We start from the raw sequence: 25,740 nt of genomic DNA, 5'->3' as shown, positions 1-25,740 counted from the left end.
GTGCCTGAACTGCCCGAGGTCGAAGTGGTGCGCCGGGGCCTGGTCAACTGGGTCCGCGGGCGGACCATCACGTCCGTCGAGGTCCTTGATCCACGCTCGATCCGGCGCCACGCCCTTGGCACCGAAGACTTCATCGGCAACCTCCAGGGCGCCACCGTGGCCGACGTCGTGCGCCGGGGCAAATTCCTGTGGCTGCCGCTGCTGGACAACACGCAAGCCGGCCGCACCTCCGGCACCCCGCACGTGGCACTCATGGCCCATCTGGGCATGAGCGGCCAGCTGTTGATGCAGGACCCCGGGGTTCCCGACGAAAAGCACCTCAAAGTCCGGTTCCGGCTCAGTCCCCGGAAAGGCATGCCGGAGCAGCTGCGGTTCGTGGACCAGCGGATCTTTGGCGGCCTGTTCGTCACTGCCATGGTTCCCACGGACGATGGCGGTCCCGGCGGACTCGCCGAATCGCCGCTGCCCCTGATCGCGGAGGAAGCGGCACACATCGCGCGGGACCCCCTTGACCCGGCCTTCTCCTTCGACCTCTTCTACCAGCGCCTGCGCAAGCGGCGGACCGGTCTGAAGCGCGCGCTGCTGGACCAGGGCCTTGTCTCGGGGATCGGTAACATCTACGCGGACGAAGCCCTCTGGCGCGCCCGGCTGCACTACGCCCGCGCCACCGACACCCTGCGCCGCGGTGAGGCCCAGCGGGTCCTCGACAGCACGCGCGATGTCATGCTTGACGCCCTTGCAGCGGGTGGAACCAGCTTCGATTCCCTGTACGTCAACGTCAACGGTGCCTCCGGCTACTTCGACCGGTCCCTGAATGCCTACGGCCGCCAGGGTGAGCCCTGCCGGCGCTGTGCTGAAGCCGGCATCCACTCGGTCATCCGCAGGGAACAGTTCATGAACCGCTCGTCCCACACCTGCCCGGTGTGCCAGCCGCGGCCCCGCAACGGCCGCTGGTAGCGCCCTCCAGCCGGTAGGTCAGGGAGTGGGCCCGGCCAGCCCCGCCGGTTGGGTTACCGGGAACGGTAGTGGGCGGCCAGCCGGGCCAGTCCTTCGTCGATCGACACGGCGGGCGTCCAGTCCAGGAGCTGCCGGGTGCGGCGCTGGTCGAACCAGTGGGCCGTGGAGAGCTGCTCGGCCAGGAACCTGGTCATGGGCGGTTCGTCCTGCTTGCCCAGCCTCAGCCATGCCTTTTCCACCACGGTTCCCGCGAGCCGGGCAACCTTTCCCGGCACGGACCACGAGGGCGCGGGAACGCCGCCGGCCGCGCAGATTCCTGCGATCAGTTCGCCCACCGGCCTCGGTTCGCCGTTGGTGACAACCAGCGCCTGGCCGTGGATATGCTCCATCCGGTCCAACGCGGCAACGATTGCCGAGGCCGCGTTGTCCACGTACGTGGTGTCGATCAGGGCAGCGCCGGCGTCCAGCAGCGGAAGCCGTTTCCTGGCGGCGCGGGCCAGCACCCGCTCCACCAGCTGGGTATCCCCGGGGCCCCACACCACATGCGGCCGGACCGCCGCCACGCGGAAGTCCGGGGCATCCGCGGCCAGGGCCAGCAGTTCCGCCTCGGCCTTGGTCCGGGAATAGTCACCGTGGGCATGCACAGGGTCAGCTGGCTCAGCATCCCGTCCGGCGATGGCGGCGCCGGAGTTGGCCACCGAGGGGGAGGACACGAACACAACGTCCCGGACCCCGGCCCCGCGCGCGGCTTTAAGCAGGCCCCGCGTCCCCTGGACGTTCACCTCGTCGAATTCCGCGGCCCGGCCCGTGAAGGAGACTTTGGCAGCCAGATGGATGACCGCCTCCGCGTCGCGGACGGCTTCGGCGACCGCGGCAGTGTCGGAGAGGGAGCCGCAGCGGTCCACAGCGCCGACTACTCCCGAGGGACGCCGCTGGAGCGTGGTGACGGCGTGGCCCCTGACCACCAGGAGTCCTGCGACTGCCCGGCCCAGCAGTCCGCTGGCGCCGGTGACCAGGAACCTCACGGAGTGCCCGCCCGGCCGCCGGCCAGCGTGGCAGAGGCCCACCGGGCCAGCCGTGCCCTGTCGATCTTCGCGTTGTGGCGGATATCGGTGGGCTGGGCGGGCACCACCAGGACAGCCGCCACGGCGACGCCCGCGGCACGGGCGGCGTCGCGCACCTGTCCTGCCAGCTCGGGGCCGGCAGGGCCGGCTTTGCGTGCCGGGGGAAGGGTCTCGACGACGGCGGCGACCGCCTGCGTGCCGGCCGGTCCCACCCCCACGATCCCGGCCATGCGCACCACGTCGAGGCGTTCGATCGCCTGCTCGGCGCCTACGGGGGTGACTACGGCACCTGGAGCGGTGATGACATGCCCAAGGCGGCCCTCCACCCACAGCCTCCCTTCGGCGTCGAAATGTCCCACGTCGCCGGTGCGGTGCCACCCTGCCAGGCCGGCGCTGAGCTGTTCCGTCAGCCACAACCGGTCGTAGGCCTCTTTGACGTGCGGCGCGCTGACTAAAATTTCGCCGGTGACCCCGGCCCCGGTGACCGGCACCGTACCGGGCGCCGTGCCGTCCGGAGCCAGCGGAATGACCGCCGCGCGGGCGCCGTGGACGGGCTTGCCCACGCACACACCGTTGCCTGCTCCTGGCACGGTTCCGGCGGCGGCGTCCGCCGCAGCGGCCTGGATTTGCCCATAGCTGATGTCCGTGATGGGGAGGGCCTCGGTCATCCCGTAGGGGGTGTGCAGCGAAGCCGACGGCATCAGCAGCTGCACCTCTGCAAGGAGCCGCTCCGGAACCGGGGCCCCGGCGGAGAGGAGCAGCCCGATGCGCTCGAGTGCTGCTGCGCCGCCGGTGGTGAGGCCGGCCCGGGTATCCACGACGTTCCGCAGCGCAGCCGGGGAGGCGAAGACCGCTGTTGCATCGATGGCTGCCGCCGCGTCCGCCAGGGCACGCGCGGTAAGGGTGCGTGGCGCAGTGACGTCCATGGCCGGTGTCACGGAGACCGTACCGAGTGCCGGGCCCAGCAGGGCGAAAGGCGCAAAGCCGGCCACCAGGCGGTGCCCGGGGTGGAGGCCGAAGGTTGCCGCCACGGTGTCCCGCATTGCGGCGAGTTGCCGGTGGCTGTACAGCACACCCTTGGCAGGCCCGGTGGACCCGGACGTGAAGAGGACCGCGGCGGGGGAGTCCGGATCCTTGCATTCTGTGGCACCTGCACCGGCCGCATCGCCCTTCCCGGCAGCTGCACCGGCCCGGGACAGGGCTTCGAGGGAGGTCTCCACGCCCAGGAGTCTGCGGCGGGCGGCCGGCAGGTCCCGGACGCTGATCCGCCTTGCTGCCCATCCCAGGGCCCGGGCAGCAACAAGGGCCTTGTCGATGCCGATCAGGAAGTCGGGGGTGGCGCCCTTGACCGCACGGCTCAGGCCGCGGGTGCCCAGGCCGGCGTCAGCCACCACCACCACCGCTCCCAGCCGCAGGCAGGCGTACAGGGCAACAGTGAGGTCCACCCCCGGCGGAACCATCAGGCTGACGCGGGTTCCCGGCCCTGCTCCCGCCGTCCGCAGACCTGCTGCGAGGCGGTCAACGTCCTCTTCCAGCTGCGTCCAGGTCAGGGAGCGGGCTATGGTCCCGTCGTCAGCCATTTCGACGACGGCCTGCTCACCTCTTGAGGCTCCGGCTGCCCGTTCACGAAGGTGCGCCCAAAGGGGCCGGAAGCCGGGAGCCGGGGATGCGGCCTGTCCGGCCTCCGGAGCCGTGGCCAGGGGCGGGGCGCCGGGGGCCTGGGCCGCACCCCCGGAATCTTCAACACTTCCTGTAACCTCCGCGGCCAGCCAGTCGAAAACAGCCGTGGCGATGTCCCGGTCCTCGGCCACCAGGTGTCCGGCGCCTTCGTAGCGGTGCACGGCGGCGTGCGGGAGCCGGGTGAGGAGGTCTTTCAGGTACCGCTCGGAGAAGATGGGGTCCCGCGGGCCCCAGAGCATCAGGGCAGGGACCGTAAGCCCGTGCAGCCCGTCCGCCACGGCGTTGAGTGCGGCAAAACTGGGGTGCGTGGCGTCCACCGGGATATCTGCCACGAAGTTGCCCACCCCGGTCCGGCGCGAAGCGTCGCGGTACGGCGCCATGTAGGCGCTCCTGACATCCGCCGGCAGCGGCGGATGGGCCAGCGAGTGCGTCACCCGGAGGAAGGCGTCCGACGTCGTGGTGCCCCACCGGTGCACCGCAGGATGCAGGGCAAGGCGGAGCGCCGGCGGGATGGCGGCACCGGCTGGCTGGTGGACGGCGGTGTTGGTCAGCACCACGCCCGCCAGCTGCTCCTGGTGCGCCAAAGCCCAGCCGAGGCTGATCACGCCGCCCCAGTCGTGGCCCACGGTGACCACGGGCCCGTCCAGGCCGAGCGCAGCGGTGAGGTCGCCCAGGTCGTTGATCCTGTCCGCGAGGCGCCGGAAGGTGCCGGTGCGCTCCGAAAAGCCCATGTCCAGCTGGTCCACCGCCACCACCCGCCAGGGATGGGCGGGATCGCATCCGGCGGCCAGCAGGGTCCGCCACAGGTAGGACCAGGTGGGGTTGCCGTGCACGCACAGCAGCGTCCCGGCGGGTGCCAGGCCCTGCCGGGCGAGGTTCGCCCCGTTGTCCAGCAGGTGCCAGCGGCGCACCGAGCCGGGGGCATCGGCAGGCGATGTGGAGGGTACATCGATCTCACGTGACCATTCGGCGGCAACGCCGGGCCAGTCGGCGATCACCAAACGATTTCCAGCATGGCAGTGTTCAGGCCGGAACCGACGCCCATGCACAGGACGCGGTCCCCGGCCCCGAGGGACTGTGATTCGGCGGCGAGCGTCATGGGCAGCGACGCGGGTCCCACGTTGCCCCAGTGCGGGAAGGTGATGGGCACCTTCGCCGGGTCCAGGTCGATCGCATCGATGATGGCCTGCGTGTACGCATTGCTGACCTGGTGCGTGACGTAGCGGTCCATGGCCGTCCAGTTCCACTCGGGCTGGGCTTCATGCCAGGCATCCACCACCAGCTGCAGGCCGCCGTCGAGCAGTCCCTTCGTGTCGGTGTGCATGCCGTCGATGCCGCCCACGCACAGCTCATGGTGCTCGGTGCCGGCGCGCATCACGCCGCCCACCACCCGGTGTGCCCCCGGGTGCTCGTCGGCGGGTCCCAGGACGGCCGCGGCAGCACCGGACCCCAGTGTCAGGGTGGCAAATTCGCGGTTAAAGTCGTCGCGGGTGGTTTCCGGCCGCTGCAGCCGGGCCAGGGTGGCCTCCTGGGTCAGCTGGGCGTCTTCGCCATTGACGATGACGGCGTACCTGATCTGCCCGGAATCGATCATGTTGGCTGCCAGCGTCAGGGCGTTTACGAATCCCAGGCAGGCGTTGGCGAGGTCGAAGTTCATCGCCGACGACGGCAGGCCGAGGCCGTGGTGGATCTTGACCGCAACGGACGGTTCGAGGTTGCGCCGCGTCACCGAGGTGTTGATCAGCAGTCCCACGTCCGACGCTTCGATGCCGGCCTCGGCCAGGGCCTTGGCGCCTGCTTCCACCGCGGCGTCGTCGAATGACGTTCCGGCAGCCCACCAGCGGCGGTGCGTGATGCCCGCGACGCGTTCCAGCAGCCGCGGCGGAAACTTCAGCCGCTGCAGGGTTGACGCCAGCCGGCGGTCAAAATCGGTGGAGCTCACAATCCTGGGAGCTTCGACGCTGCTCACCGAGAGCAGCGCGGTGTTGCTGTGGCGGAAGGTTGCATTACCTGCCAATTCAAGCCCCTCTTCGTTTCCGTCCCGCATTCATGCGGTGACTGTACCCACTTAAACGCAGGCCCAAGAGCTTAACTATGCCTTTGCCACGCCGTAACCCGCATATCCAGGCGTCGCGCCGGAACCTGCCCCGGGCGCTGCTGCGGGGAAATGTCGGTCCTGCGCAGTAGATTGTAGTGAGCCGGATCCAGCAATGTGCCCAACCCGCTCCAGGAGACCAGAAAAGCCTTGCACCTCAAAAGCCTCACCGTCCGGGGGTTCAAGTCGTTTGCGTCTGCCACCACGTTCGACTTCGAACCCGGCGTCACCGCCGTCGTCGGTCCCAACGGATCCGGGAAGTCCAACGTCGTGGACGCCCTGGCCTGGGTCATGGGGGAGCAGGGGGCCAAGACCCTGCGCGGCGGCAAGATGGAGGATGTCATTTTTGCCGGGACGTCCGGGCGGCCCCCTTTGGGACGCGCCCACGTTTCGCTGACCATCGACAACACCGACGGCGCCCTTCCCATCGAGTACAGCGAAGTCACCATTTCCCGGACACTGTTCAGGAGCGGCGGCTCCGAATATGCCATCAACGGCGCCGGCTGCAGGCTCCTCGACATCCAGGAACTCCTTTCCGACTCCGGGCTCGGCCGGGAAATGCACGTCATTGTGGGCCAGGGCCAGCTGGATCGGGTCCTGCACGCCACGCCGGAGGACCGCCGCGGCTTCATCGAGGAAGCCGCGGGGATCCTTAAGCACCGCCGGCGCAAGGAGCGGACGGTCAGGAAGCTGGAGGCGATGCAGGCCAACCTCCAGCGCCTCACCGACCTCACGGCGGAGATCCGCCGCCAGCTCACGCCCCTGGGCAAGCAGGCGGAGGTGGCCCGGCGCGCCCAGCGCGTCCAGTTCGACGTCCGGGATGCCCGCGCCCGCCTCCTGGCCGACGACCTTGTCCAGCTGCGTGGCGCACTGGAGCAGGACGTGGCGGACGAAGCAGCGCTCAAGGCCCGGCGCGCCGCCGTCGAGCAGGAACTCGAAGCGGGCCGCCGGCAGCAGGCCGCCCTGGAACAGCTGGCAGCGGAGGCCACCCCCCGGCTCAACGCGGCCCGGGACACCTGGTACCGGCTCTCCACGGCCCGCGAGCGGCTGCGTTCCCTGGGCTCCCTGGCCAGCGAACGCAGCCGGTTGCTCGGCTCCGAGGATGCGGCGCCGCCCCCGGGCAGGGATCCCGAGCAGCTTGAACGCCAGGCGGCCAGGGTGCGGCAGGAACTGGCCGGGCTTGAGCAGGACATCCAGGCCAGGCGCGGCACCCTGGAAGCGGCCAGCGCCGCCAAGGCGGCAGCGGAACAGGCTGCCTCGGAGGAGGACAGGCGGCTCACGGCCCGGCTCCGTGCCGCGGCAGACCGGCGCGAAGGCATGGCACGGCTGGCCGGACAGGTCGGTGCGGCCAGATCCCGCGTGGAGTCTGCCCAGGCCGAACTGGGACGGCTGCGCGAATCCCTCGCCGCGGGCGCGGACCGCCGCGCCCGTGCCCAGGCAGAGTTCACGGCCCTGGAAAACCAGGTCGCCGGGGTGGAGGAAGGGGAAGAATCCCTCGACGCCGACTACGAGGCCGCCAGCGAAGTCCTGGATGCGGTGCTTGCGGATATTGCCCGGCTCAAGGCAGCCGTCAATGAAGGGGTCCGGAAACGGGACGCCCTTGCAGCCCGCCTCGAAGCGCTGAAGCTCGGCCTGGACCGCAAGGATGGCGCCCGGCATGTGCTGGAGTCCGGACTGCCGGGGGTCCAGGGAAGCCTTGCAGCCGCGATCACCGTGCAGGGAGGGTATGAGGCCGCCATTGCCGCGGCGCTGGGGGAGGCGTCCGAGGCAGTCCTCGTGGAAGATCCGGACGCGGCAGTAACAGTGCTGCGTCGGCTCAAGGATGACGACGCCGGGCGGGCGGCGCTGCTGCTCGCCGCACCGGCAGCGGGCCACGGGAGCGGCACTGGCCAGGCACAGCCGGCCGGCCGTGCGCCGTCGCCGGAAGACGCCCGGTTGCCGGACGTAGCCCTGCTGCCGAACGGGGCCCAATGGGCGGCCGACCTGGTGGACGGGCCTGAGGCGCACCTTCCGCTGGTCAGGCATCTGCTCTCCGGGACCGCCGTCGTCACGGGCATCGACGCCGCCGCAGAGCTTGTGGCCTCGCTGCCTGCGCTTCGGGCCGTCACCCGGGAAGGGGACGTTTTCACCGCACTGTCTGCCGCCGGCGGCTCGGCCAAGGCACCCTCGCTGCTGGAGGTGCAGGCGGCAGTGGACGACGCCGAACGCGGGCTTTCAGGGGTCACAGCGGACCTGGAGCGGAACAGGTTCGCCCTGGCCGCCGCCGAGGCCCGGCGTACGGACGCGCAGGAGGCAGCGGACGCCGCCCTGGACAGGCTGCATGAATCAGATGCCCGCCTCGCCGCCGTGGCGGAACGCCTTGGCCACCTCAACTCCGTCCTGCGCAGCGCCGTCGGTGAGAGTGAACGGCTGGAGGCGTCCCTGTCCCGGGCGGAACACAACGTAGCGTCGGAGGAGGAAGCGCTCGCCGCGGTCACCGCCCGGCTGGCGGCCGCACAGGAAGCCCCCGAGGAAGAGGAGCCCTCCACCGAACAGCGTGATGCCCTGGCCAAGGCGGCTTCCGCCGCCCGCGCGGCCGAGGTGGAGGCGCGCCTGTCGCTGCGCAGCGCCGAAGAGCAGCAGGTGGCAACCAGGAACAGGGTGGCGTCCCTGGAACGCGCCGCCGCCACCGAGCGCCGGGCCCGGGAGGAAGCGGCGGAGCGGGCCCGCCGGCGTGCCATCCAGGCCCGCCGCGCGGCGGCCGTTTCCGCCGGTGTGGACGTGGCCCTGGGCTACGTGGACGTTTCCGTTGACCTTGCCCGGCACGAGCGGGACCTGGCCGAGGAAAACCGCGAACGGCGTGACCGCGGCCTGCGGCAGATCCGGGAAGCCAACGACGCCCTGGCCCGGGAACTGGCAGACCTTACGGACAACGTGCACCGGGATGAACTGGCGCGGGCGCAGCAGCGGGCCAGGATAGAGGCGGTGGAAACCCGCGCCGTGGACGAACTCGGCATCAGCCCCGAAGCACTGGTCGACGAATTCGGGCCGCACGTACCGGTTCCCGTTCCCGTGGAGGAGTCCGGCGACAAATGGGCAGCCCTGCGCGCCCCCGTCGACGCCGACGGCCAGGACATCAGGGACGGAAAGCCCTACGTCCGGCAGGAACAGGAAAAGCGGCTGCGGAAGGCAGAACGGGACCTCGCCAGCCTGGGCAAAGTCAACCCGCTGGCTTTGGAGGAGTTTGCCGCGCTCGAGGAACGCCACCAGTTCCTCAGCACGCAGCTGGAGGACCTGAAAGCCAGCCGCCGGGACCTGCTGGACATCATCAAAGAGGTGGATGACCGGGTCCAGCGGGTCTTCGCCGAAGCATTCGAGGACACCCAGGCCCAGTTCATCCGGGTTTTTGAGCGGCTCTTTCCAGGTGGCGAGGGCCGCCTGGTCCTGACCGACCCTTCGGACATGCTGACCACCGGGATCGAAGTGGAAGCCCGTCCCGCAGGCAAAAAGATCAAGCGGCTGTCCCTGCTCTCCGGCGGCGAGCGGTCCCTGACCGCGGTGGCGCTGCTGGTGGCGATCTTCAAGGCCCGGCCGTCGCCGTTCTACGTGATGGACGAGGTGGAGGCGGCCCTGGACGACACCAACCTGGGCCGGCTGATCACCATCTTTGAGGAGCTCAGGGAGTCCAGCCAGCTCATCGTGATCACCCACCAGAAGCGCACCATGGAAGTTGCGGACGCGCTCTACGGGGTCACCATGCGCGGCGACGGCGTCTCCACCGTGATCAGCCAGCGCCTGGGCGTGGAGGCGTAGCCATCGCCCCTGCCCGCATCGGGGCAGGTCAGCTGCCTTGCGGCGGCCGGAAGCGGCGCAGCCGTTTGTGAGAAGCTAGGGGAGTGAATGACATCCTTCCCATTGTCCTGTCCATTCTTGCTGCCCTGGTGGTCATCGGCGGGCTGATTCCGGTCCTGCTCAAGACGCGGAGGAACATCACCCGGTACCCCGGAACCCGGGACGCCAACGACCCCGAGATCCGTTCCGGCGGGAGCACTGCCGTGGCGGACAGGGATGAAACCCTGGAGCGGAAGGCCCCCGGCTACGCCGACCTTGAGGGACTCGACACCACCACGGTCCCGGACGATGCTGCCGGACTGGAAACCATTCCGGTCGAGACGCCCCTGCCGGTGGCAGGCCGCCTCACCCGCCTCCGCGAACGGCTGGTCCGCTCCAACAACATCATGGGCAAGGGCCTGCTGGCCCTGCTGTCCAGCGACCGGATCGACGAGAGCGTCTGGGACGAGGTGGAGGAAACGCTCCTGCTCGCGGACCTGGGCACCGAGCCCACCATGCAGCTGGTGGACGCGCTTCGCGAGCGGGTCAAGGTACTGGGCACCCGGACGCCGGAACACGTCAAGGCGATGCTGCGCGAAGAACTCATCAAGCTCGTTGACCCCACCATGGACCGCAGCCTCAACGTCACCCGCCACGCCGACAAGCCCGCCGTGATGATGGTGGTGGGCGTGAACGGTGTGGGCAAGACCACCACCGTGGGCAAGCTGGCCCGTGTGCTGGTGGCCGAGGACAAGGACGTCCTGCTGGGCGCCGCAGACACCTTCCGCGCGGCTGCGGCCGAACAGCTGGCCACCTGGGGCCAGCGGGTGGGCGTTCTCACCGTGAAGTCGGATATCGACGGCGCCGACCCCGCCTCCGTCGCCTACGAGGCCGTGAAGGCCGGCATCGAGCAGGAAGTCGACGTGGTCATGATTGACACCGCAGGCCGGCTGCAGAACAAAGTGGGCCTGATGGATGAACTGGGCAAGGTCAAACGCGTGGTGGAGAAGCTGGCCGAGGTGGACGAGGTCCTGCTGGTGCTGGATGCCACCACCGGGCAGAACGGCCTGAACCAGGCGCGGGTCTTCTCCGAGGTGGTCAACATCACCGGCATCGTCCTGACCAAGCTGGACGGAACCGCCAAGGGCGGCATCGTGGTCGCCATCCAGAAAACCCTGGGCGTGCCGGTCAAGCTCATCGGCCTGGGTGAAGGCGCCGACGACCTTGCACCGTTCGACACCGAAGGCTTTGTCGACGCCCTGCTTAACTGACCGTGGGGCGCTGGCTGGCGGCCGTCCGCAGGGTTTCGCGGGTGGGAAGCCATCCGACGGCGGCCAGCAGCATGATCCCGCCGGTCACGCCGAAAGCCCAGCCGAACCCCAGCCCGTCGGCCAGCATCCCCGCCACGAGCGGCCCAACGATCGCTCCGACGTCGGACGTCATCTGGTACACCGCCAGCACCTTGCCGCCGGACCGGCCATTGCCGATGACGTCGGCGACGGCAGCCTGCTGGGCGGGGCCGAAAAGCCCGGAGCCCACCCCGGCAAGCGTTGACGCCGCCAGGAACCACGGCAGATCCGAGGTCACGCCGATCGCCGCCGTTGCCAGGGCCGCCACCAGCAGGCCCGAGATCATCATGGGCTTGCGGCCCAGCGAATCCGCCAGCCGCCCCGACATCGTGAGGGCGGCCGCGTTGCCGGCGGCGAACACCGCCAGGGCCAGGCCCGCCGCCTGCGGGCCGGCCCCGAAGGCGGCCGCGGCGAACAGGGGAACCGTGGCCATCCGTACACCGAAGGTGGCCCACCCGTTGGCAAAGCTCGAGGCGAGGGCCGACCGGTAGGTTCCGGCGTGCAGTGCTTCCCGGAAGGGCATGTCCGGCGCGCGGGCGGCTGCTTCCTCTCCGCCCCGGCGCTGGTGGCTGAGCTGCGTCTGCACCACGAACGCGGCAACGAGCAGGGCCGCTGCGTAGGCAAGGAACGGAACGCGAAGCCCCAGGCCGGCCAGCAGCCCGCCCACGATGGGCCCGCACACATTGCCGATCAGGAACGCCGATGCGTACGCTCCCGAGACGCGGCCCCTGCTCCTTGGCGGAGCCAGCCGCACCACCAGGGCCATCGATGCCACCGTGAACATCACCGAGCCCGCTCCGCCGAGGCCGCGGAACAGCAGCAACTGCCAGTAGTCCTGGGCGAACGCGCAGGCCGCCGTGGACGCGGCGACGATCAGGAGCCCGGCGACGTAGACGGGCCGTTCGCCGCGCTTGCCGATCAGGGCGCCGCCGGCGGGCGCGAACGCCAGGCGCATGAACGCGAAGATCGCCACAATGACGGCGGCCTCGGTGTTGCCCACCCCAAAGGTTGTTGCGAACTGCGGCAATACGGGTGCAACAAGCCCGAATCCCAGCGCGATGAGGAACGCCGCGGCCAGCATCACCTTGATGTCGCGCGGAAGCTTCTCCCGCTGCGGCCTGAGCCGGGCGAAAAACCTGGAAGTGGCGCCGCTTGCGCGGGGTGGTGCCGTCATGGTGCAGGTGTCCTTGCTGGAAGGGTAGCCGGGTGGCTGCGCGGGTGCGGAAACATAACCGTAACAAGGCGGATATGCACCATTTACTTCCTAGAGGTTGTTGTAACAGGCCGGCAATCTAAATCCTCCGCGGGCGAAACACGCCACCCACAAACTCTTTACAGGACGCAAAAAGGCGTTGGCAGGCGGAGTACTCCGCAAGATTCGATGAGAGAGGACGTGCACCATGGAACTTACCGCAGGTCACGTTTGGGTGATGGTGGCGGCAGCCCTGGTGCTGTTCATGACACCCGGTCTGGCATTTTTCTACGGCGGCATGACCCGCGCCAAAGCAGCCCTGAACATGATGATGATGAGCTTCATCTCCATCGGCATGGTGGGTGTGGTCTGGGTTCTCTGGGGTGCCTCCATGAGCTCCGGTGAAGGGTTCCTGGAAATCGTGGGCAACCCGTTCGCCACTTTCGGCCTCGAGGGCATTACCACCCCCGACGGCCTGATCAAGGTGGGCTACGCAGCCACCTTCGCCATCATCACCGTGGCGCTGATCAGCGGCGCCATCGCCGACCGCGCCAAGTTCGGCGCCTGGTCGGTCTTCGTCCCCATCTGGGTGACGCTGGTGTACTGCCCTCTGGCCTACATGGTGTGGGGCGGCGGCCTCTTCGGCCCTGAAGGCGCAATCGGCAAGGCCCTCGGCCCGGCCATCGACTTCGCCGGCGGCACCGTGGTCCACATCAACGCAGGTGTGGCGGCGCTGATCCTGGTCCTGATCATCGGCAACCGCAAGGGCTTCGGCAAGGACCCGAACCACCGCCCGCACAACATCCCGTTCGTCATGCTCGGCGCAGCCATCCTGTGGTTCGGCTGGTTCGGCTTCAACGGCGGCGCGGCCACCACTGCTGAGCAGGGCGGCCTGATCTGGATCAACACCCTCGCAGCGCCGGCGGCAGCCATGCTCGGCTGGCTGGTCACTGAACGCATCCGCGACGGACACCCCACTTCCCTGGGTGCCGCCTCCGGTGTGGTGGCAGGCCTGGTGGCCATCACCCCCGCCTGCGCCAACGTCAGCCCGGTGGGCGCGCTGGGCCTGGGCGTCGTGGCCGGGGTGGCCTCCGCCCTGGCAGTCGGCCTGAAGTTCCGCTGGGGCTTCGATGACTCGCTGGACGTCGTCGGCGTCCACCTCGTCTCCGGCATCATCGGCACCGTGGCCCTGGGCTTCATCGCCCTGCCCACTGACGGTGTCGGCGGCGGCCTCTTCTACGGCGGCGGACTGACGCAGCTCTGGGCACAGCTTGCAGCGGCAGGCATCGCCATCGCCTACTCCGCAGTCCTGACGACCATCATCGCGCTGGCCATCCACAAGACCATGGGCTTCCGCGTCTCGCAGGAACAGGAAACGGTGGGTGTGGACCTGAGCCTGCACGCCGAGACTGCCTACGAGTTCGGCGTGAGCGGACACGGCGGAAGCTTCCAGCCGCTGCACGACATGATCACCGGCAAGGGCCAGTCCCACGAGGCCGGCCAGCTGGCCGCGGGGGCACAGAAGGCACAGCCAGCAACAGGTAAGGAAAGCGTGGGGGCATGAAACTGATCACTGCAATCGTCAGGCCGGAAAAGCTCGAAGCGATCCGTGAAGGACTGGAAGCCTACGGCGTACAGGGCCTGACCGTCAGCGCGGCCAGCGGCTACGGCCGCCAGCGCGGCTACACCGAGGTCTACCGCGGAGCGGAATACAACGTGGACCTCCTGCCCAAGATCCGGGTGGAGGTGCTGGCCACGGATGAGCAGGCAGACGACATCCTGGACGTGATCATCGCCAGCTCCAACACCGGCAGGGCCGGTGACGGCAAGGTCTGGACCATCGACGTCCATGAGGCAGTCCGGGTGCGGACCGGGGAGCGGGGAGTGGCCGCCATCTAGGCGGGCACCGGCTCAAAGGCCGCCTTCGCGGTTGAAGGGCAACTGCAGAAAAGACAGGTGGGGCGGGAACCGGGTGGTTCCCGCCCCACCTGTCTTTGTGTCCATCCGAAGCGCAGGTATCCGCCTCAGTCCCCGGCGGCGGGGGTGGGCTGGCGGTTGGTGGGCCAGGACGCCGGACCCGCCGAACCGGCTCCATACTCCTCCAGCGGCACCTCACCCTTTTCCCATGCCTTCAGGACCGGCTCAACGATCCGCCAACAGTCCTCCGCCGTGTCACTCCGGACGGACAGCAGCGGGTCGCCGGCCAGGACGCCTTCCAGCACTTCGCCGTAGGGCAGGAGGTCCGAGGCGCTCAGTTCCGCTTCCAGGGTGACCCGGCCCAGGCTGAAGATGTTTCCGGGGCCGTTGACGTCGACGTCGAACTCCAGGGTGTCCGGACCGAAACCGATCCGCAGCTGGTTGGGGGAGTCCACGCCGGTGAATCCTTCGGGCAGGTGGGGCACCGGCAGGAAGGTCACCACTGCTTCCTTGCGCTTATCGCCCAAGGCTTTGCCCGAGCGCAGGATGAAGGGCACGCCCCGCCAGCGCCAGTTGTCGATTCCTACCTGGATTTCCGCCAGTGTCTCCGTTTCCCGTCCGGGATCCACGCCTTCCTCCCTGGCATAGTCGGGGACGTCCTTGCCGGCCACGGAGCCTGCCGTGTAACGGGCCCGCCGGGTTGATTCCGTGAAGGGTGCGCTGACGCTGCTGGCCCGCAGGACGGTGGACACGGCGTCGCGGAGGTCGCGTTCGCCGATAGTGGCCGGCGGTTCGATGGCCATGATCGCCATGACCTGCAGCAGGTGGCTCTGGATCATGTCGCGGAGGGCGCCGGCGTTGTCGTAGTATCGGGCGCGTCCTTCCAGGGCGAGGTCCTCGTCGAAGAAGATCTCCACTTTCTCCACGTGCTGCCTGTTCCACACCGGCTCGAGGAAGTTGTTGGCGAACCGCAGGCCCAGGATGTTCAGGACCGTGGCCTTGCCCAGGAAGTGGTCCACGCGGTGGATGTGGTCCTCGGGGACCAGCCGCGCCAGCGTACGGTTCAGCGACCGGGCCGATTCCTCACTGGAGCCGAACGGCTTCTCCATGACCAGGCGGGTTCCATCCGGGACTTCCTCCGGCTGCAGAGTTTCACAGGCACGCTGGCTGATCCGGGGCGGAAGCGCAAAGTAGACCGCCACCGGGCCCGGCAGGGCGGCCAGCAATGCCGCGAGGGCACCCGTTGCAGTGACATCCACCTGGTGGTAAACGGAGTCCTTCTGTATCGCCTCGAGGGATTCCCTTCCGTGCGCATCGGCTGTTCCGGCGGCGGCACCAAAGGAGGACTGAACCCGTTCCCGCCATTGTTCCGGCGTCCACGGATCCGAACCGGCCCCCACCAGGCGCAGGCCGTCCGCCCGGCCCGCCGCAACAAGCCGGGCAAGGCCCGGCAGGAGGAGACGGCCGGTGAGGTCGCCGGAGGCGCCAAGGATGAGCAGGGTCTTCACTGTTGTTTGGCTCGTCATTTTGCCAGCATGCCACCTACCGCGCCCGACTTGGTACCCTAGATAGTCGAGTCCCGATCATCTCCTGAAAGAAGTTCACGGCGCGTGTTCAATTCACTCTCTGACCGGTTGACAGCAACCTTCAAGAATCTCCGCGGCAAGGGCCGCCTCACGGAGGCCGATGTTGATGCCACCGTCCGGGAGATCCGCCGTGCCCTCCTGGACGCGGACGTTGCCGTCCCGGTGGTCCGGGAGTTCACCGGGCGGGTCCGCGAACGTGCGCTGGGCGCCGAGGTCTCGGCTGCCCTCAACCCGAGCCAGCAGATCGTCAAGATCGTCAACGAGGAACTCGTGGAGATCCTGGGCGGGGAGACCCGCCGGATCCGGCTGGCAAAGAACGGTCCCACGGTCATCATGCTCGCCGGCCTCCAGGGCGCCGGTAAAACCACCCTTGCCGGCAAGCTGTCGAAGTGGCTGAAGGCCCAGGGCCACAGCCCCATGCTCGTGGCCTGCGACCTCCAGCGCCCCAACGCTGTCACGCAGCTCCAGGTGGTGGGCCAGCGCGCCAACGTGCCGGTCTTCGCCCCGCACCCCGGAGCCACCTCCACGGAGCTGGACCAGCCCGCCGGTGACCCGGTCGCCGTCGCCCGTGCCGGCGTCGAGGAAGCGCGCCAGAAGCTGCACGACGTCGTCATCGTCGACACCGCCGGACGCCTCGGCGTCGACGCCGACATGATGGAGCAGGCCCGCCAGATCCGCCGTGCCATCGTGCCCAACGAAGTCCTGTTCGTGATCGACTCCATGATCGGCCAGGACGCCGTCAACACGGCGCTCGCCTTCGATGAAGGCGTCAACTTCACCGGCATCGTGCTGTCCAAGCTCGACGGCGACGCCCGCGGCGGTGCCGCGCTCTCCGTCGCGTCGGTCACCGGCAAGCCCGTCATGTTTGCCTCCACCGGCGAAGGCCTGGACGACTTCGAGCTGTTCCACCCGGACCGGATGGCCTCGCGCATCCTGGACATGGGCGACATCCTCACCCTCATCGAACAGGCCGAAAAGGCCTGGGACAAAGACGAAGCCGCCCGGATGGCGAAGAAGTTCGCCGACCAGGAAGACTTCACCCTCGAAGACTTCCTGGCCCAGATGCAGCAGATCCGCAACATGGGCTCCATGAAGAAGATGCTCATGATGATGCCGGGCGCACAGAACATCCGGCAGCAGCTGGAGCAGTTCGACGAGCGTGAAATCGACCGCGTGGAAGCCATTGTCCGGTCCATGACGCCGCACGAGCGGCTTGCGCCGAAGATTATCAACGGTTCACGGCGCGCCCGCATCGCCCGCGGTTCCGGCGTCCACGTCTCCGAGGTCAACGGCCTCCTGGAACGCTTCGCCCAGGCCCAGAAGATGATGAAGAAAATGGCCCAGGGCGGCATGCCGGGAATGCCCGGGATGCCGGGGATGCCCGGTGCCGGCGGAGGGGCGCGGAAAAACGCCAAGAACGCCCCCAAGAAGAAGGCCAAGTCGGGCAACCCGGCCAAGGCTGCGCAGGAACGCAAGGAGATGGAGGCCCGCCGCGCCAATGCAGCCAAGGCCCTGCCCACCGGTGCAGCCTTCGGCCAGCAGGGCGGCGACTTCGATCCGTCACAGCTGAACCTTCCCAAGGGCTTCGACAAGTTCCTGGGCAAGTAACAACCCATTTGGGCAGCGCCAGGTGTCGTTTTGAGGGGTCAAAACGACACCTGGCGCTGCTTACTTGGGATGTCGGTACCGTGGAATAGGGTTGGGACATGTTCAAGCAGAGGGTAGTGTTCGTGCACGGCGCCGGAACCTTTGGTGCCGCCGCATGGCCGCGCCAGCACGGCATGACACTGACCTATGACGCCCTCTTCCTCCGCCGGCACGGTTTTGACCCCGTGGCCGAGCCCCTGGAATCGTCCTTCACGGAGGATGCCGCGATCATCCTTCGCTCCCTGGCCGATGACGGCCGTGGCGCCGCCGGCGGCCATGTAGTGGCGCACGCACAAGGCGCCATCGCGGCGATGATGGCCGCCGTGGAACGCCCGGACCTGGTGTTTTCGCTGACCCTGGTGGAGCCGGCCTGCCTCTCACTGACGGCGGAACTTCCCGCCACGGCAGCCCACATCAGCCTCATGCAGCCCCTGTTCGAGGTCCGGCACCAGCTCAGCGACGAAGACTTCCAGCGCGAGTTCGTCCGGCGGGTGTACGCCACCGACCTTCAGCAGCCCGCCACCACGGAAGAAAAGCGCTCTGCGCGCAGGCTGCGGCTCCAGGCCCCCTCGTGGGAGGCGCCGCTCCATATCGTCCCCGGCGTCCCCACCCTGGTGCTGACCGGCGGGTGGGAACCCCTCTATGAGGAAATTGCCGGCTACCTCCGGGAGACCGGCGCCCTGCACCGCGTCGCCGCGGGCGGGCACCGGCCCCATGACTCGCCGGACGGCGACCGGGCCATCCGGCAGTTCATCGGCGGGGTCAGCCGCAGCCGGCCCGCCCAGGCGTCCTAGCTGTCCGCGGGAACGCGAAGCTCCGGCAGGTAGACCTTGCCGCCGGCGGCAAGGAATTCCCGGCTCTTTTCCTGCATCCCGCTGGCTGCTCCGGCCAGCGCTGCCTGCGCCTCCGCGGATCCGAATTCGTCCCGGATGTCCTGGCTGATCCGCATCGAGCAGAACTTCGGGCCGCACATTGAACAGAAGTGCGCCGTCTTGGCAGGCTCGGCCGGGAGGGTCTCGTCATGGAACGACTCCGCGGTGACCGGGTCCAGGGACAAGGCGAACTGGTCCCGCCAGCGGAATTCGAACCGCGCCTTGGACAGGGCGTCGTCCCGTTCATGTGCCCCGGGGTGGCCCTTGGCGAGGTCCGCGGCGTGGGCCGCGATCTTGTAGGTGATCACGCCGGTTTTGACGTCGTCCTTGTTGGGCAGGCCCAGGTGCTCCTTGGGGGTGACATAGCAGAGCATGGCGGTGCCGTACCGGGCAATTTCGGTCGCACCGATGGCGGAGGTGATGTGGTCGTAGCCGGGGGCAACGTCCGTGACCAGCGGCCCAAGGGTGTAGAACGGCGCCCCCTTGCACAGCTCCTGCTGCCGCTCGACGTTCTCCCGGACCAGGTGGAACGGCACGTGGCCTGGCCCCTCCACCATGACCTGCACGTCGTACTCCCAGGCGCGCTGCGTGAGTTCCGCCAGGGTGTCCAGCTCCGCGAACTGCGCGGCGTCGTTGGCGTCGGCCGTGGAGCCGGGGCGCAGGCCGTCGCCGAGGGAGAACGCGACGTCGTATTTGGCGAAGATTTCACACAGCTCATCGAAGTGCGTGTACAGGAAGTTCTCCTGGTGGTGGGCCAGGCACCAGCCGGCCATGATGGACCCGCCGCGGGAGACGATTCCCGTCACGCGGTTGGCCGTCAGCGGAACATACCGGAGCAGCACGCCGGCGTGGATGGTCATGTAGTCCACGCCCTGTTCGCACTGTTCGATCACGGTGTCCCGGAAGATCTCCCAGGTGAGCGCATTGGCCTCGCCGTTGACTTTCTCCAGCGCCTGGTAGATCGGCACCGTTCCAATCGGCACGGGGGAGTTGCGGATGATCCATTCCCGGGTGGTGTGGATGTCGTCACCGGTGGAGAGGTCCATGACGGTGTCGGCGCCCCACTGGGTGGCCCACTGCAGCTTGTCCACCTCTTCGGCGATGGAGCTGGTCACCGCGGAGTTGCCGATGTTCGCGTTGATCTTCACCAGGAAGGCCTTGCCGATGATCATCGGCTCGGACTCGGGATGGTTGATGTTGCTGGGAATGATGGCCCGGCCCGCGGCCAATTCGCTGCGGACGAGTTCAACATCGCAGTTTTCCCGCAGCGCCACGAAGCGCATTTCCTGCGTGATGACCCCCTGCCGGGCATAGTGCATCTGCGTCACCGTCCGGCCGTCGACGGCGCGGCGGGGCACCGGCTGCGCGCCCTTCCACTCCGCGGACGCAGCGCCGCGCCGCACGGCCGAGCGGCCGTCGTCGAGCAGGTTGCGCTCCCTGCCGCTGTAGGCCTCCGTGTCCCCGCGCGCCACGATCCACTCGGCGCGGAAGGGCTGCAGGCCGCGGACCGGGTCGCTGCCGGGGCCCGCGGTCCGGTAGGTCCGGAACGGTTCGTTCGGCTGTCCGTTGGGTGATGGCTCCAGGGCGATCTCCGTCACGGGCACCCGGATTCCGGCGCCGGCATCTTCGATGAAGGCCAGCGAATGCGACGCCAGGGAGTGGGTCACCCCGCGGGCGGTGGTGTCCCCGGGCTCTCCGGTGGACGGCTGGTGGGCAGGGTTCAACTGGGTGTTTTGCGTACTCAAGGGAATACTCACTTCCTTCGCCGGCATTACCCGGACAGGTTCGACGGTCGCAGGCTGCCTCAGCCCGATCTCAGCCCCTGCAGGGGCACCCGTGTGGTCAGCAACGAAGCTACCACAGGCACCTGGAAGAGCCGTGTCACAAATGCGGTGCTAGCCTGACCGGGCACTGAAAGGAGCCGGGATGGCAGGAATCATTCACTTTCGCGGGCCCGTCCTCACCGCGCCGGACCGGGTAAGCCACGGACTCTGGGCCGTGGACGGGAGACTGACGTTCACGCAGCCGGCAGCCCCTCCCGACCGCGTCCTCGACGGCTGGGTCCTGCCCGGGTTCGTGGACGCCCACTGCCACATCGGTCTGGGTCCTGGCGGCCCGGTGGAGCCCGCTGCGGCCCGCGACCAGGCGCTCGCCGACCTCAGCGCCGGAACCCTGCTGGTGCGGGACGCCGGCTCGCCGGCGGACACCCGGTGGATGCAGGGCGGCCGGGACTTCCCGGTGCTGATCCGCGCGGGCCGGCACGTGGCCCGGACCCGCCGCTATCTGCGCGGCTTCGCCGAGGAAGTCGAGCCGGAGGGCCTCGTGGAGGCGGTCCGGAAGCAGGCACGCGACGGTGACGGCTGGGTCAAACTCGTGGGGGACTGGATCGACCGGAACGCCGGTGACCTGGCTCCGTCCTTTCCTGCCGCCGTCGTCCGTGACGCCGTCCGTGCAGCCCACGACGAAGGCGCCCGGGTGACCGCGCATTGTTTCGCCGAGGACACCCTGGACCAGGTGCTGGACGCAGGGATCGACTGTGTGGAGCATGCCACCGGGCTCCTGCCCCGGCACCTGCCACGGTTCGTGGAACAAGGGGTGCCGATCGTGCCCACGCTTATCAACATCGCCACCTTTCCGGACATCGCAGCGCAGGCTGATGCAAAGTTCCCCCGCTACGCGGCCCACATGCGTGCCCTGTGGGAGGGCCGCCGCGAGCGGGTGGCGCAGGCCCACGCCGCGGGCGTGCGGATCTTTGCCGGAACCGATGCGGGCAGTGTGATCCGGCACGGCAGGATTGCCGACGAGATCCTTGCGCTGCATGCCGCAGGCCTCCCGATGGCAGCCGCCCTGGACGCCGCCTGCTGGGCGGCCCGGAGGTGGCTTGGTGCGGAAGGCCTGGCGGAAGGGGCCCGCGCCGACGTGGTGGTGTGCCGGGACGATCCGCGGGCGGTGCCGGACACGATCAGGACACTCGCGCACGTGGTTTTGGGCGGACGAATCATCCGCTGAGAGCGTCGGCAGAGGACTTGGAATAAATTGAAGCTTCAAGTAATTTTAATATGTGACAGGCCGGCAACCGGGCGGCCTTCCAATTCAAGGAGCTTCAGATGACCGCAGCACCCAGCAGCCAGGATCTTCTTCCTGCCGACCTCGCCATGGGCACGGTGATGCTCAAGGTGGGCGACATGAAGGTCATGACCGACTACTACCAGCGGGCGCTGGGCCTCGAGGTGGTCGCCGAACAGGATGGCGGGCTCTACCTTGGCCGGCTGGGCCGCCCCCTGGTCCACCTGGCGCTGGCCCCTGGGCTGAACCTTCCCGGCAGGGGAGAGGCCGGCCTGTTCCACACCGCCTTGCTGTTCGAGGACCAGGCCTCCCTTGCCGCCACGATCGCCACCGCGGCCCAGTATGAGCCGCGGTCCTTCACCGGCAGCGCCGACCACCTGGTCAGTGAGGCCTTCTACTTCACCGACCCCGAAGGCAACGGCATCGAGCTCTACTGGGACCGGCCGCGCAGCAACTGGTCCTGGAACGGGACCGACGTAGTCATGGACAGCCTCGCACTGCCGCCCCAGCGCTACCTTGAGCAGCACCTCACCGAGGCGTCGCTGGAAGGCCAGCGGCAGACGTCCGCCGGGGTGGGCCACGTCCACCTGCAGGTGGGCGACGTCCAGACGGCCCGGGACTTCTATGTCGGAACCCTGGGTTTCGAAAAGACCGCCGGCTGGCACGGCCAGGCCTTGTTCGTCTCCGCCGGCCGGTACCACCACCACATGGCCATGAACGTCTGGAACAGCCGCGGCGCCGGGCCGCGAAAGGACACGCTCGGGCTGGGCGAGGTGCTCATCGAAGTTCCCTCCGGGGACGACGTCGGAGCGCTGGCTGACCGGCTCAAGGTCGCCGGCGTGCCCGCCCACCACACCGGCGCGGAGCTTCGCTTCGAGGATCCGTGGCGGAACAGGCTGCGGGTGGCGGTCCGCTGACCGGCGGCCCTGACCGCCCGCGTGGACCGGCAGCCCGCGTGCGCCGGCAGCTCGGAAACTACTAGGCTGATCCCGTACGGCCGGACCGCAGGCAGCGGACGGCGCGCAGTTCCGCCAACGGAAGAAGGACACCCGCCATGGGCTTCACCGAGATCTTTGTCGCCACCCATGACGCCGCGCTGAAACGCGCCGGCATCCTTGATGAAGGCAGCGCTGCGGCCGCAAATGCCGGTCCCGCCGGCCAGGCCGTCCGCATCCAGGACGTCAGCGACTTTGAAGTGGAGCAGCTCGGCGATCTCGCCGGAAAAGCCGTGCACGCCGGCGGCGCCGACTATGAGCTGACCTTGGTGGACGTGGCCAGCGATTCCCTCCTGGCGGTGCCGCCGGCCATGGTGCGCGCCCTCGCGGACCTGCTGACCTATGAGACCGAAGGCGACGGCAACGTCCTTGACGATGTTGCCGAACAGTGGGCGGGGCAGGAAGACATGCCGTTCGGCGCCGGCAAGGCGCGCACCTACGTGCAGCAGCTGGCGGAACTCGCTGCCGGAATCGACGATTCGGAGCGCACCGGCCTGTACGTCTGGTCCGCCTGACGATTCCCGCCTGGTCCTGCGGAACCGTCCGGAACTCCCGCAGCCTCAAGCGCTGCGGGTCCGGCGGTTCGAAGTTCGAAATAACGCCGCCCATCTGGCACAATGGACAGGTACTCGATCCGCGCGGCCCCTCTCTCCGTGTCCGGATCCTGTCCTTCGAGCCCGCAAGTACGGCCCGCCCCACGGGTGCAGAAAGCCGGGTTCACCCCTTTTCTGAAACAGGAGTGACCACAAAAGTGGCCGTAAAGATTCGCCTTAAGCGCTTCGGCAAGATGCGCGCCCCGTACTACCGCATCGTCGTTGCGGACTCACGCACCAAGCGTGATGGCCGCGCCATCGAGGAAATCGGCAAGTACCACCCCACCGAGGAGCCTTCGTTCATCGAGGTCAACTCCGAGCGTGCCCAGTACTGGCTCTCCGTCGGCGCCCAGCCGTCCGAGCAGGTTGCCGCGATCCTGAAGATCACCGGTGACTGGCAGAAGTTCAAGGGCCTGCCGGGCCAGGAAGGCACCCTCAAGACCAAGGTCGAGAAGGAAGCCTTCGTTGCCCCGGAGAAGGGCTCGGTCATCATCCCGGAAGCCATCACCAAGAAGGCATCCAAGTCTGACGCTGCCGAGGCCCCGGCCGACGCCGAAGCTGAGACCACCGAGGCTGAGTAAGTTGCTGGCAGAAGCGCTGGAGCACCTGGTCCGGGGAATCGTGGATTCCCCTGATGACGTCAAGGTCAGTTCAAAGAGCAACCGCCGCGGGGACACCCTCGAGGTGCGCGTTCACCAGGACGACCTTGGACGGGTGATTGGCCGGCAGGGCCGGACGGCGCGCGCTTTGCGCACCGTCGTGGCGGCGCTGGCCGGCGGCGAACCGGTAAGGGTCGACGTCGTCGACACCGACCGCCGCCGCTGAGCGCTCGGCAACATTCAGTTCCTGCTCCGGCCCCTCCACCACCAGGTGGAGGGGCCGGAGTGCTTTACCAAGAAAAAGCTCCAACAGAACCACAACCCGGAAACAGAGGAACAGATGCAGCTTCAGGTGGCACGGATTGGCAAGCCGCACGGCATTCGCGGGGAAGTCACGGTCCAGGTGCTGACCGACGCTCCGGAGGACCGCTTCGTCCCCGGCACGGAGTTTCTTGTCGAGCCCGCGGCGTCCGGTCCGCTGACGGTAAGCAGTGCGCGCTGGAACAAGGACATCCTGCTCCTCGGTTTTGAGGAAGTGGCGGACCGCAACACGGCCGAAACCCTCCGCGGCGCCAAGCTGTTCATCGAAACGGAAGAACTTGACGGGGACGACGACGAGGGCTGGTACGAACACGAACTCGTCGGCCTGGAGGCACGGGTCGGAACACGGGTGGTGGGCAAGGTGACGGCACTGAACACCATGCCCGTCCAGGACCTGCTTCTGGTGACTACCCCGGAAGGGGCTGAAATCCTCGTCCCGTTCGTTGAGCAAATCGTCCCCGAGGTCAACATTGAGGAAGGCTTCATCGTCCTGACCCCGCCGGACGGCCTGTTCGAACTCAACGCCGACGACGCCGCCCCCTCCGCGACGGAAGGCACTGACTAGATGCGGATCGACGTCGTCAGCATCTTTCCCGAGTACCTTGCTCCGCTGGACCTCTCCCTGATTGGCAAGGCGCGGCAGGACGGGATCCTGGACCTTCACGTCCACGACCTGCGCAGCTTCACCACGGACAAGCACCGCTCCGTCGACGACACCCCGTACGGCGGCGGCGCCGGGATGGTCATGAAGCCCGAACCCTGGGCGCAGGCACTCTCCGCCGTCGCGGAAGGACGTCCGGACCCCGCACGCCGGCCCGTGTTGATCGTCCCATCCCCTGCAGGTGAACGTTTTACCCAGGCCCTCGCGTACGAACTGGCGGAGGAGCCGCACCTGGCTTTTGCCTGCGGCCGGTACGAAGGCATTGACGAGCGGGTCATCGAATGGGCGCAGGAGCACTTCACTGTCCGGCCCGTCAGCCTCGGTGACTACGTGCTCAACGGCGGGGAAGTGGCCGTCCTGGCCATGGTCGAAGCCATCGGCAGGCTGCTTCCCGGCGTGGTGGGCAACCCCGAATCCCTCGTGGAGGAGTCCCACTCCGACGGGCTCCTGGAATACCCCGTCTACACCAAGCCTTCGGTCTGGCGCGACCGGGAGGTGCCCCCGGTCCTGCTCAGCGGCAACCACGGCCGGATTGCGCAGTGGCGGCGCCACGAACAATACCGCCGGACAGCCCAGCGCCGGCCGGACCTGCTTGAGGAATTCGACGCCGGCAGCCTGCCGCGTGCCGACCGCACCGAACTGCACAGCCTGGGCTACGACATCGTGGACGGAAGGCTGGTGCGTCGCCCGGATGCGGCGGCCGGTGGACAGGACTGATCCCGGCGGAATTGGCGTAACCCTGCCGCTGTGGCAAAATTAAGCTTTGTGTCTGCTGGGTCCGCACCTGCCACAGGGGGTAGCGCGGCCAACAGCCGGACAACCGGCCCGTCAATCCTTGAAGAGGCCGGACCACTTTTTCTTCGGCGGTGAGACCCGGCCTGCCTACCAGCAGCTGGACTTGACCGCCGTGACCCAAAGTGAATGACCTGTGGCGTTCACCAGGAGTGCAATCATGCATATTCTCGATTCCGTCGATGCAGCCTCGCTGCGCAACGATGTTCCCGAATTCCGCGCGGGTGACACCCTCAAGGTGCACGTGAACATCATCGAAGGCAAGAACACCCGTGTCCAGGTATTCCAGGGCTTCGTCCTGGGCCGCCAGGGCGACGGCGTGCGCGAAACCTTCACGGTCCGCAAGGTTTCCTTCGGTGTCGGTGTGGAGCGTACCTTCCCGGTGCACTCCCCGATCATCGAAAAGATCGAGGTTGTCACCAAGGGTGACGTCCGCCGCGCCAAGCTGTACTACATGCGTGCGCTGCGTGGCAAGGCCGCCAAGATCAAGGAAAAGCGCGACTTCAGCTCCGCCAAGTAAGTCCTCCCGGACTTACTGCCAGGC

The 25,740-nt window shown here is 68.3% G+C and carries 21 protein-coding genes and 1 riboswitch; of the genes, 15 read left to right on the top strand and 6 right to left on the bottom strand.

Annotated elements, in window-relative coordinates; translation table 11 throughout:
• Positions 1–957 (top strand): bifunctional DNA-formamidopyrimidine glycosylase/DNA-(apurinic or apyrimidinic site) lyase, encoded by a 957-nt coding sequence (mutM, locus tag RM50_RS12745; RefSeq protein ID WP_043453203.1) that lies wholly within the window; start codon positions 1–3, stop codon positions 955–957.
• 53 nt (positions 958–1,010) lie between these two features.
• On the opposite strand, the gene RM50_RS12740 is transcribed toward mutM, so the two are convergent.
• Genes RM50_RS12740 through RM50_RS12730 form a run of 3 tightly spaced genes read right to left on the bottom strand, consistent with a single transcriptional unit; the run spans position 1,011 to position 5,718 of the window.
• Positions 1,011–1,982 carry an NAD-dependent epimerase/dehydratase family protein gene (locus RM50_RS12740; RefSeq protein ID WP_043453542.1) on the bottom strand — a complete coding sequence of 324 codons (972 nt, stop codon included), beginning with the start codon at positions 1,980–1,982 and terminating at the stop codon, positions 1,011–1,013.
• Positions 1,979–4,702, bottom strand: coding sequence for an alpha/beta fold hydrolase (locus RM50_RS12735; RefSeq protein WP_043453202.1), 2,724 nt, complete (start codon positions 4,700–4,702; stop codon positions 1,979–1,981). The genes RM50_RS12740 and RM50_RS12735 overlap by 4 nt, the downstream gene beginning before the upstream one ends.
• Positions 4,696–5,718, bottom strand: a complete 1,023-nt coding sequence (locus RM50_RS12730; protein WP_205622262.1) for a 3-oxoacyl-ACP synthase III — start codon at positions 5,716–5,718, stop codon at positions 4,696–4,698. The genes RM50_RS12735 and RM50_RS12730 overlap by 7 nt, the downstream gene beginning before the upstream one ends.
• A gap of 228 nt (positions 5,719–5,946) precedes the next feature.
• Here RM50_RS12730 and smc point away from each other — a divergent pair, with 228 nt between their 5' ends.
• Together smc and ftsY are read left to right on the top strand one after the other, a co-directional pair.
• Complete coding sequence (smc, locus tag RM50_RS12725; RefSeq protein ID WP_043453197.1) at positions 5,947–9,588, top strand: chromosome segregation protein SMC; 3,642 nt, start codon at positions 5,947–5,949, stop codon at positions 9,586–9,588.
• Between the two features lie 83 nt (positions 9,589–9,671).
• Positions 9,672–10,877, top strand: a complete 1,206-nt coding sequence (gene ftsY, locus RM50_RS12720; RefSeq protein ID WP_043453194.1) for a signal recognition particle-docking protein FtsY — start codon at positions 9,672–9,674, stop codon at positions 10,875–10,877.
• Here the strand turns inward: ftsY and RM50_RS12715 are convergent.
• Positions 10,870–12,129, bottom strand: a complete 1,260-nt coding sequence (locus RM50_RS12715; RefSeq protein WP_043453193.1) for an MFS transporter — start codon at positions 12,127–12,129, stop codon at positions 10,870–10,872. The genes ftsY and RM50_RS12715 overlap by 8 nt on opposite strands.
• Before the next feature lie 226 nt (positions 12,130–12,355).
• Between RM50_RS12715 and RM50_RS12710 the strand changes: the two genes are divergently transcribed.
• Positions 12,356–13,711 carry an ammonium transporter gene (locus RM50_RS12710; protein ID WP_043453190.1) on the top strand — a complete coding sequence of 452 codons (1,356 nt, stop codon included), beginning with the start codon at positions 12,356–12,358 and terminating at the stop codon, positions 13,709–13,711.
• A complete protein-coding gene (locus tag RM50_RS12705; protein WP_043453189.1) occupies positions 13,708–14,046 on the top strand; it encodes a P-II family nitrogen regulator in 339 nt (112 codons plus the stop codon). Before RM50_RS12710 ends, RM50_RS12705 begins: the two co-directional genes overlap by 4 nt.
• Positions 14,047–14,171: 125 nt before the next feature.
• On the opposite strand, the gene RM50_RS12700 is transcribed toward RM50_RS12705, so the two are convergent.
• Positions 14,172–15,590, bottom strand: coding sequence for a glucose-6-phosphate dehydrogenase (locus RM50_RS12700; protein WP_043453187.1), 1,419 nt, complete (start codon positions 15,588–15,590; stop codon positions 14,172–14,174).
• An 84-nt stretch (positions 15,591–15,674) separates the two neighbouring features.
• Here RM50_RS12700 and ffh point away from each other — a divergent pair, with 84 nt between their 5' ends.
• Both ffh and RM50_RS12690 read left to right on the top strand, forming a co-directional pair.
• On the top strand, positions 15,675–17,258 hold the full coding sequence (gene ffh, locus RM50_RS12695; RefSeq protein WP_043453184.1) for a signal recognition particle protein: 1,584 nt from the start codon (positions 15,675–15,677) through the stop codon (positions 17,256–17,258).
• 98 nt (positions 17,259–17,356) lie between these two features.
• Positions 17,357–18,091, top strand: coding sequence for an alpha/beta hydrolase (locus tag RM50_RS12690; protein ID WP_043453182.1), 735 nt, complete (start codon positions 17,357–17,359; stop codon positions 18,089–18,091).
• Here the strand turns inward: RM50_RS12690 and thiC are convergent.
• Complete coding sequence (gene thiC, locus RM50_RS12685) at positions 18,088–19,914, bottom strand: phosphomethylpyrimidine synthase ThiC (protein ID WP_043453180.1); 1,827 nt, start codon at positions 19,912–19,914, stop codon at positions 18,088–18,090. The genes RM50_RS12690 and thiC overlap by 4 nt on opposite strands.
• Positions 19,910–20,017: riboswitch (TPP riboswitch) on the bottom strand. Its footprint overlaps the gene before it by 5 nt.
• Before the next feature lie 78 nt (positions 20,018–20,095).
• Here thiC and RM50_RS12680 point away from each other — a divergent pair.
• From RM50_RS12680 to rplS, 8 genes are all read left to right on the top strand, one after another.
• Positions 20,096–21,178, top strand: a complete 1,083-nt coding sequence (locus RM50_RS12680; protein ID WP_043453179.1) for an amidohydrolase family protein — start codon at positions 20,096–20,098, stop codon at positions 21,176–21,178.
• Positions 21,179–21,276: 98 nt separating this feature from the next.
• Positions 21,277–22,152 carry a VOC family protein gene (locus RM50_RS12675; RefSeq protein ID WP_043453177.1) on the top strand — a complete coding sequence of 292 codons (876 nt, stop codon included), beginning with the start codon at positions 21,277–21,279 and terminating at the stop codon, positions 22,150–22,152.
• Between the two features lie 137 nt (positions 22,153–22,289).
• Positions 22,290–22,745, top strand: coding sequence for a hypothetical protein (locus RM50_RS12670; protein ID WP_043453176.1), 456 nt, complete (start codon positions 22,290–22,292; stop codon positions 22,743–22,745).
• 236 nt (positions 22,746–22,981) lie between these two features.
• Positions 22,982–23,404, top strand: a complete 423-nt coding sequence (gene rpsP / locus RM50_RS12665; RefSeq protein ID WP_043453174.1) for a 30S ribosomal protein S16 — start codon at positions 22,982–22,984, stop codon at positions 23,402–23,404.
• A gap of 1 nt (position 23,405) precedes the next feature.
• Positions 23,406–23,648 carry an RNA-binding protein gene (locus tag RM50_RS12660; protein ID WP_013601399.1) on the top strand — a complete coding sequence of 81 codons (243 nt, stop codon included), beginning with the start codon at positions 23,406–23,408 and terminating at the stop codon, positions 23,646–23,648.
• A gap of 114 nt (positions 23,649–23,762) precedes the next feature.
• On the top strand, positions 23,763–24,308 hold the full coding sequence (gene rimM, locus RM50_RS12655) for a ribosome maturation factor RimM (protein WP_156133882.1): 546 nt from the start codon (positions 23,763–23,765) through the stop codon (positions 24,306–24,308).
• Complete coding sequence (gene trmD / locus RM50_RS12650; protein ID WP_043453172.1) at positions 24,309–25,121, top strand: tRNA (guanosine(37)-N1)-methyltransferase TrmD; 813 nt, start codon at positions 24,309–24,311, stop codon at positions 25,119–25,121.
• A gap of 235 nt (positions 25,122–25,356) precedes the next feature.
• A complete protein-coding gene (rplS, locus tag RM50_RS12645; RefSeq protein WP_018768283.1) occupies positions 25,357–25,716 on the top strand; it encodes a 50S ribosomal protein L19 in 360 nt (119 codons plus the stop codon).
• Positions 25,717–25,740: the final 24 nt, after the last annotated feature.

This window comes from Pseudarthrobacter phenanthrenivorans (genome assembly GCF_000813845.1).
Taxonomy (GTDB): Bacteria; Actinomycetota; Actinomycetes; order Actinomycetales; family Micrococcaceae; genus Arthrobacter; species Arthrobacter phenanthrenivorans_B.
This window is presented reverse-complemented; position numbering and strand designations above follow the sequence as displayed.

What these genes read in the sequence shown, in the direction of transcription:
- RM50_RS12715 (WP_043453193.1), bottom strand. Translation starts at nt 12,129, where the DNA reads ATGACGGCACCACCCCGCGCAAGCGGCGCCACTTCCAGGTTTTTCGCC.
- rimM (WP_156133882.1), top strand. Translation starts at nt 23,763, where the DNA reads ATGCAGCTTCAGGTGGCACGGATTGGCAAGCCGCACGGCATTCGCGGG.
- trmD (WP_043453172.1), top strand. Translation starts at nt 24,309, where the DNA reads ATGCGGATCGACGTCGTCAGCATCTTTCCCGAGTACCTTGCTCCGCTG.
- RM50_RS12690 (WP_043453182.1), top strand. Translation starts at nt 17,357, where the DNA reads ATGTTCAAGCAGAGGGTAGTGTTCGTGCACGGCGCCGGAACCTTTGGT.
- RM50_RS12670 (WP_043453176.1), top strand. Translation starts at nt 22,290, where the DNA reads ATGGGCTTCACCGAGATCTTTGTCGCCACCCATGACGCCGCGCTGAAA.
- RM50_RS12680 (WP_043453179.1), top strand. Translation starts at nt 20,096, where the DNA reads ATGGCAGGAATCATTCACTTTCGCGGGCCCGTCCTCACCGCGCCGGAC.
- RM50_RS12710 (WP_043453190.1), top strand. Translation starts at nt 12,356, where the DNA reads ATGGAACTTACCGCAGGTCACGTTTGGGTGATGGTGGCGGCAGCCCTG.
- RM50_RS12675 (WP_043453177.1), top strand. Translation starts at nt 21,277, where the DNA reads ATGACCGCAGCACCCAGCAGCCAGGATCTTCTTCCTGCCGACCTCGCC.
- RM50_RS12705 (WP_043453189.1), top strand. Translation starts at nt 13,708, where the DNA reads ATGAAACTGATCACTGCAATCGTCAGGCCGGAAAAGCTCGAAGCGATC.
- RM50_RS12700 (WP_043453187.1), bottom strand. Translation starts at nt 15,590, where the DNA reads ATGACGAGCCAAACAACAGTGAAGACCCTGCTCATCCTTGGCGCCTCC.
- rplS (WP_018768283.1), top strand. Translation starts at nt 25,357, where the DNA reads ATGCATATTCTCGATTCCGTCGATGCAGCCTCGCTGCGCAACGATGTT.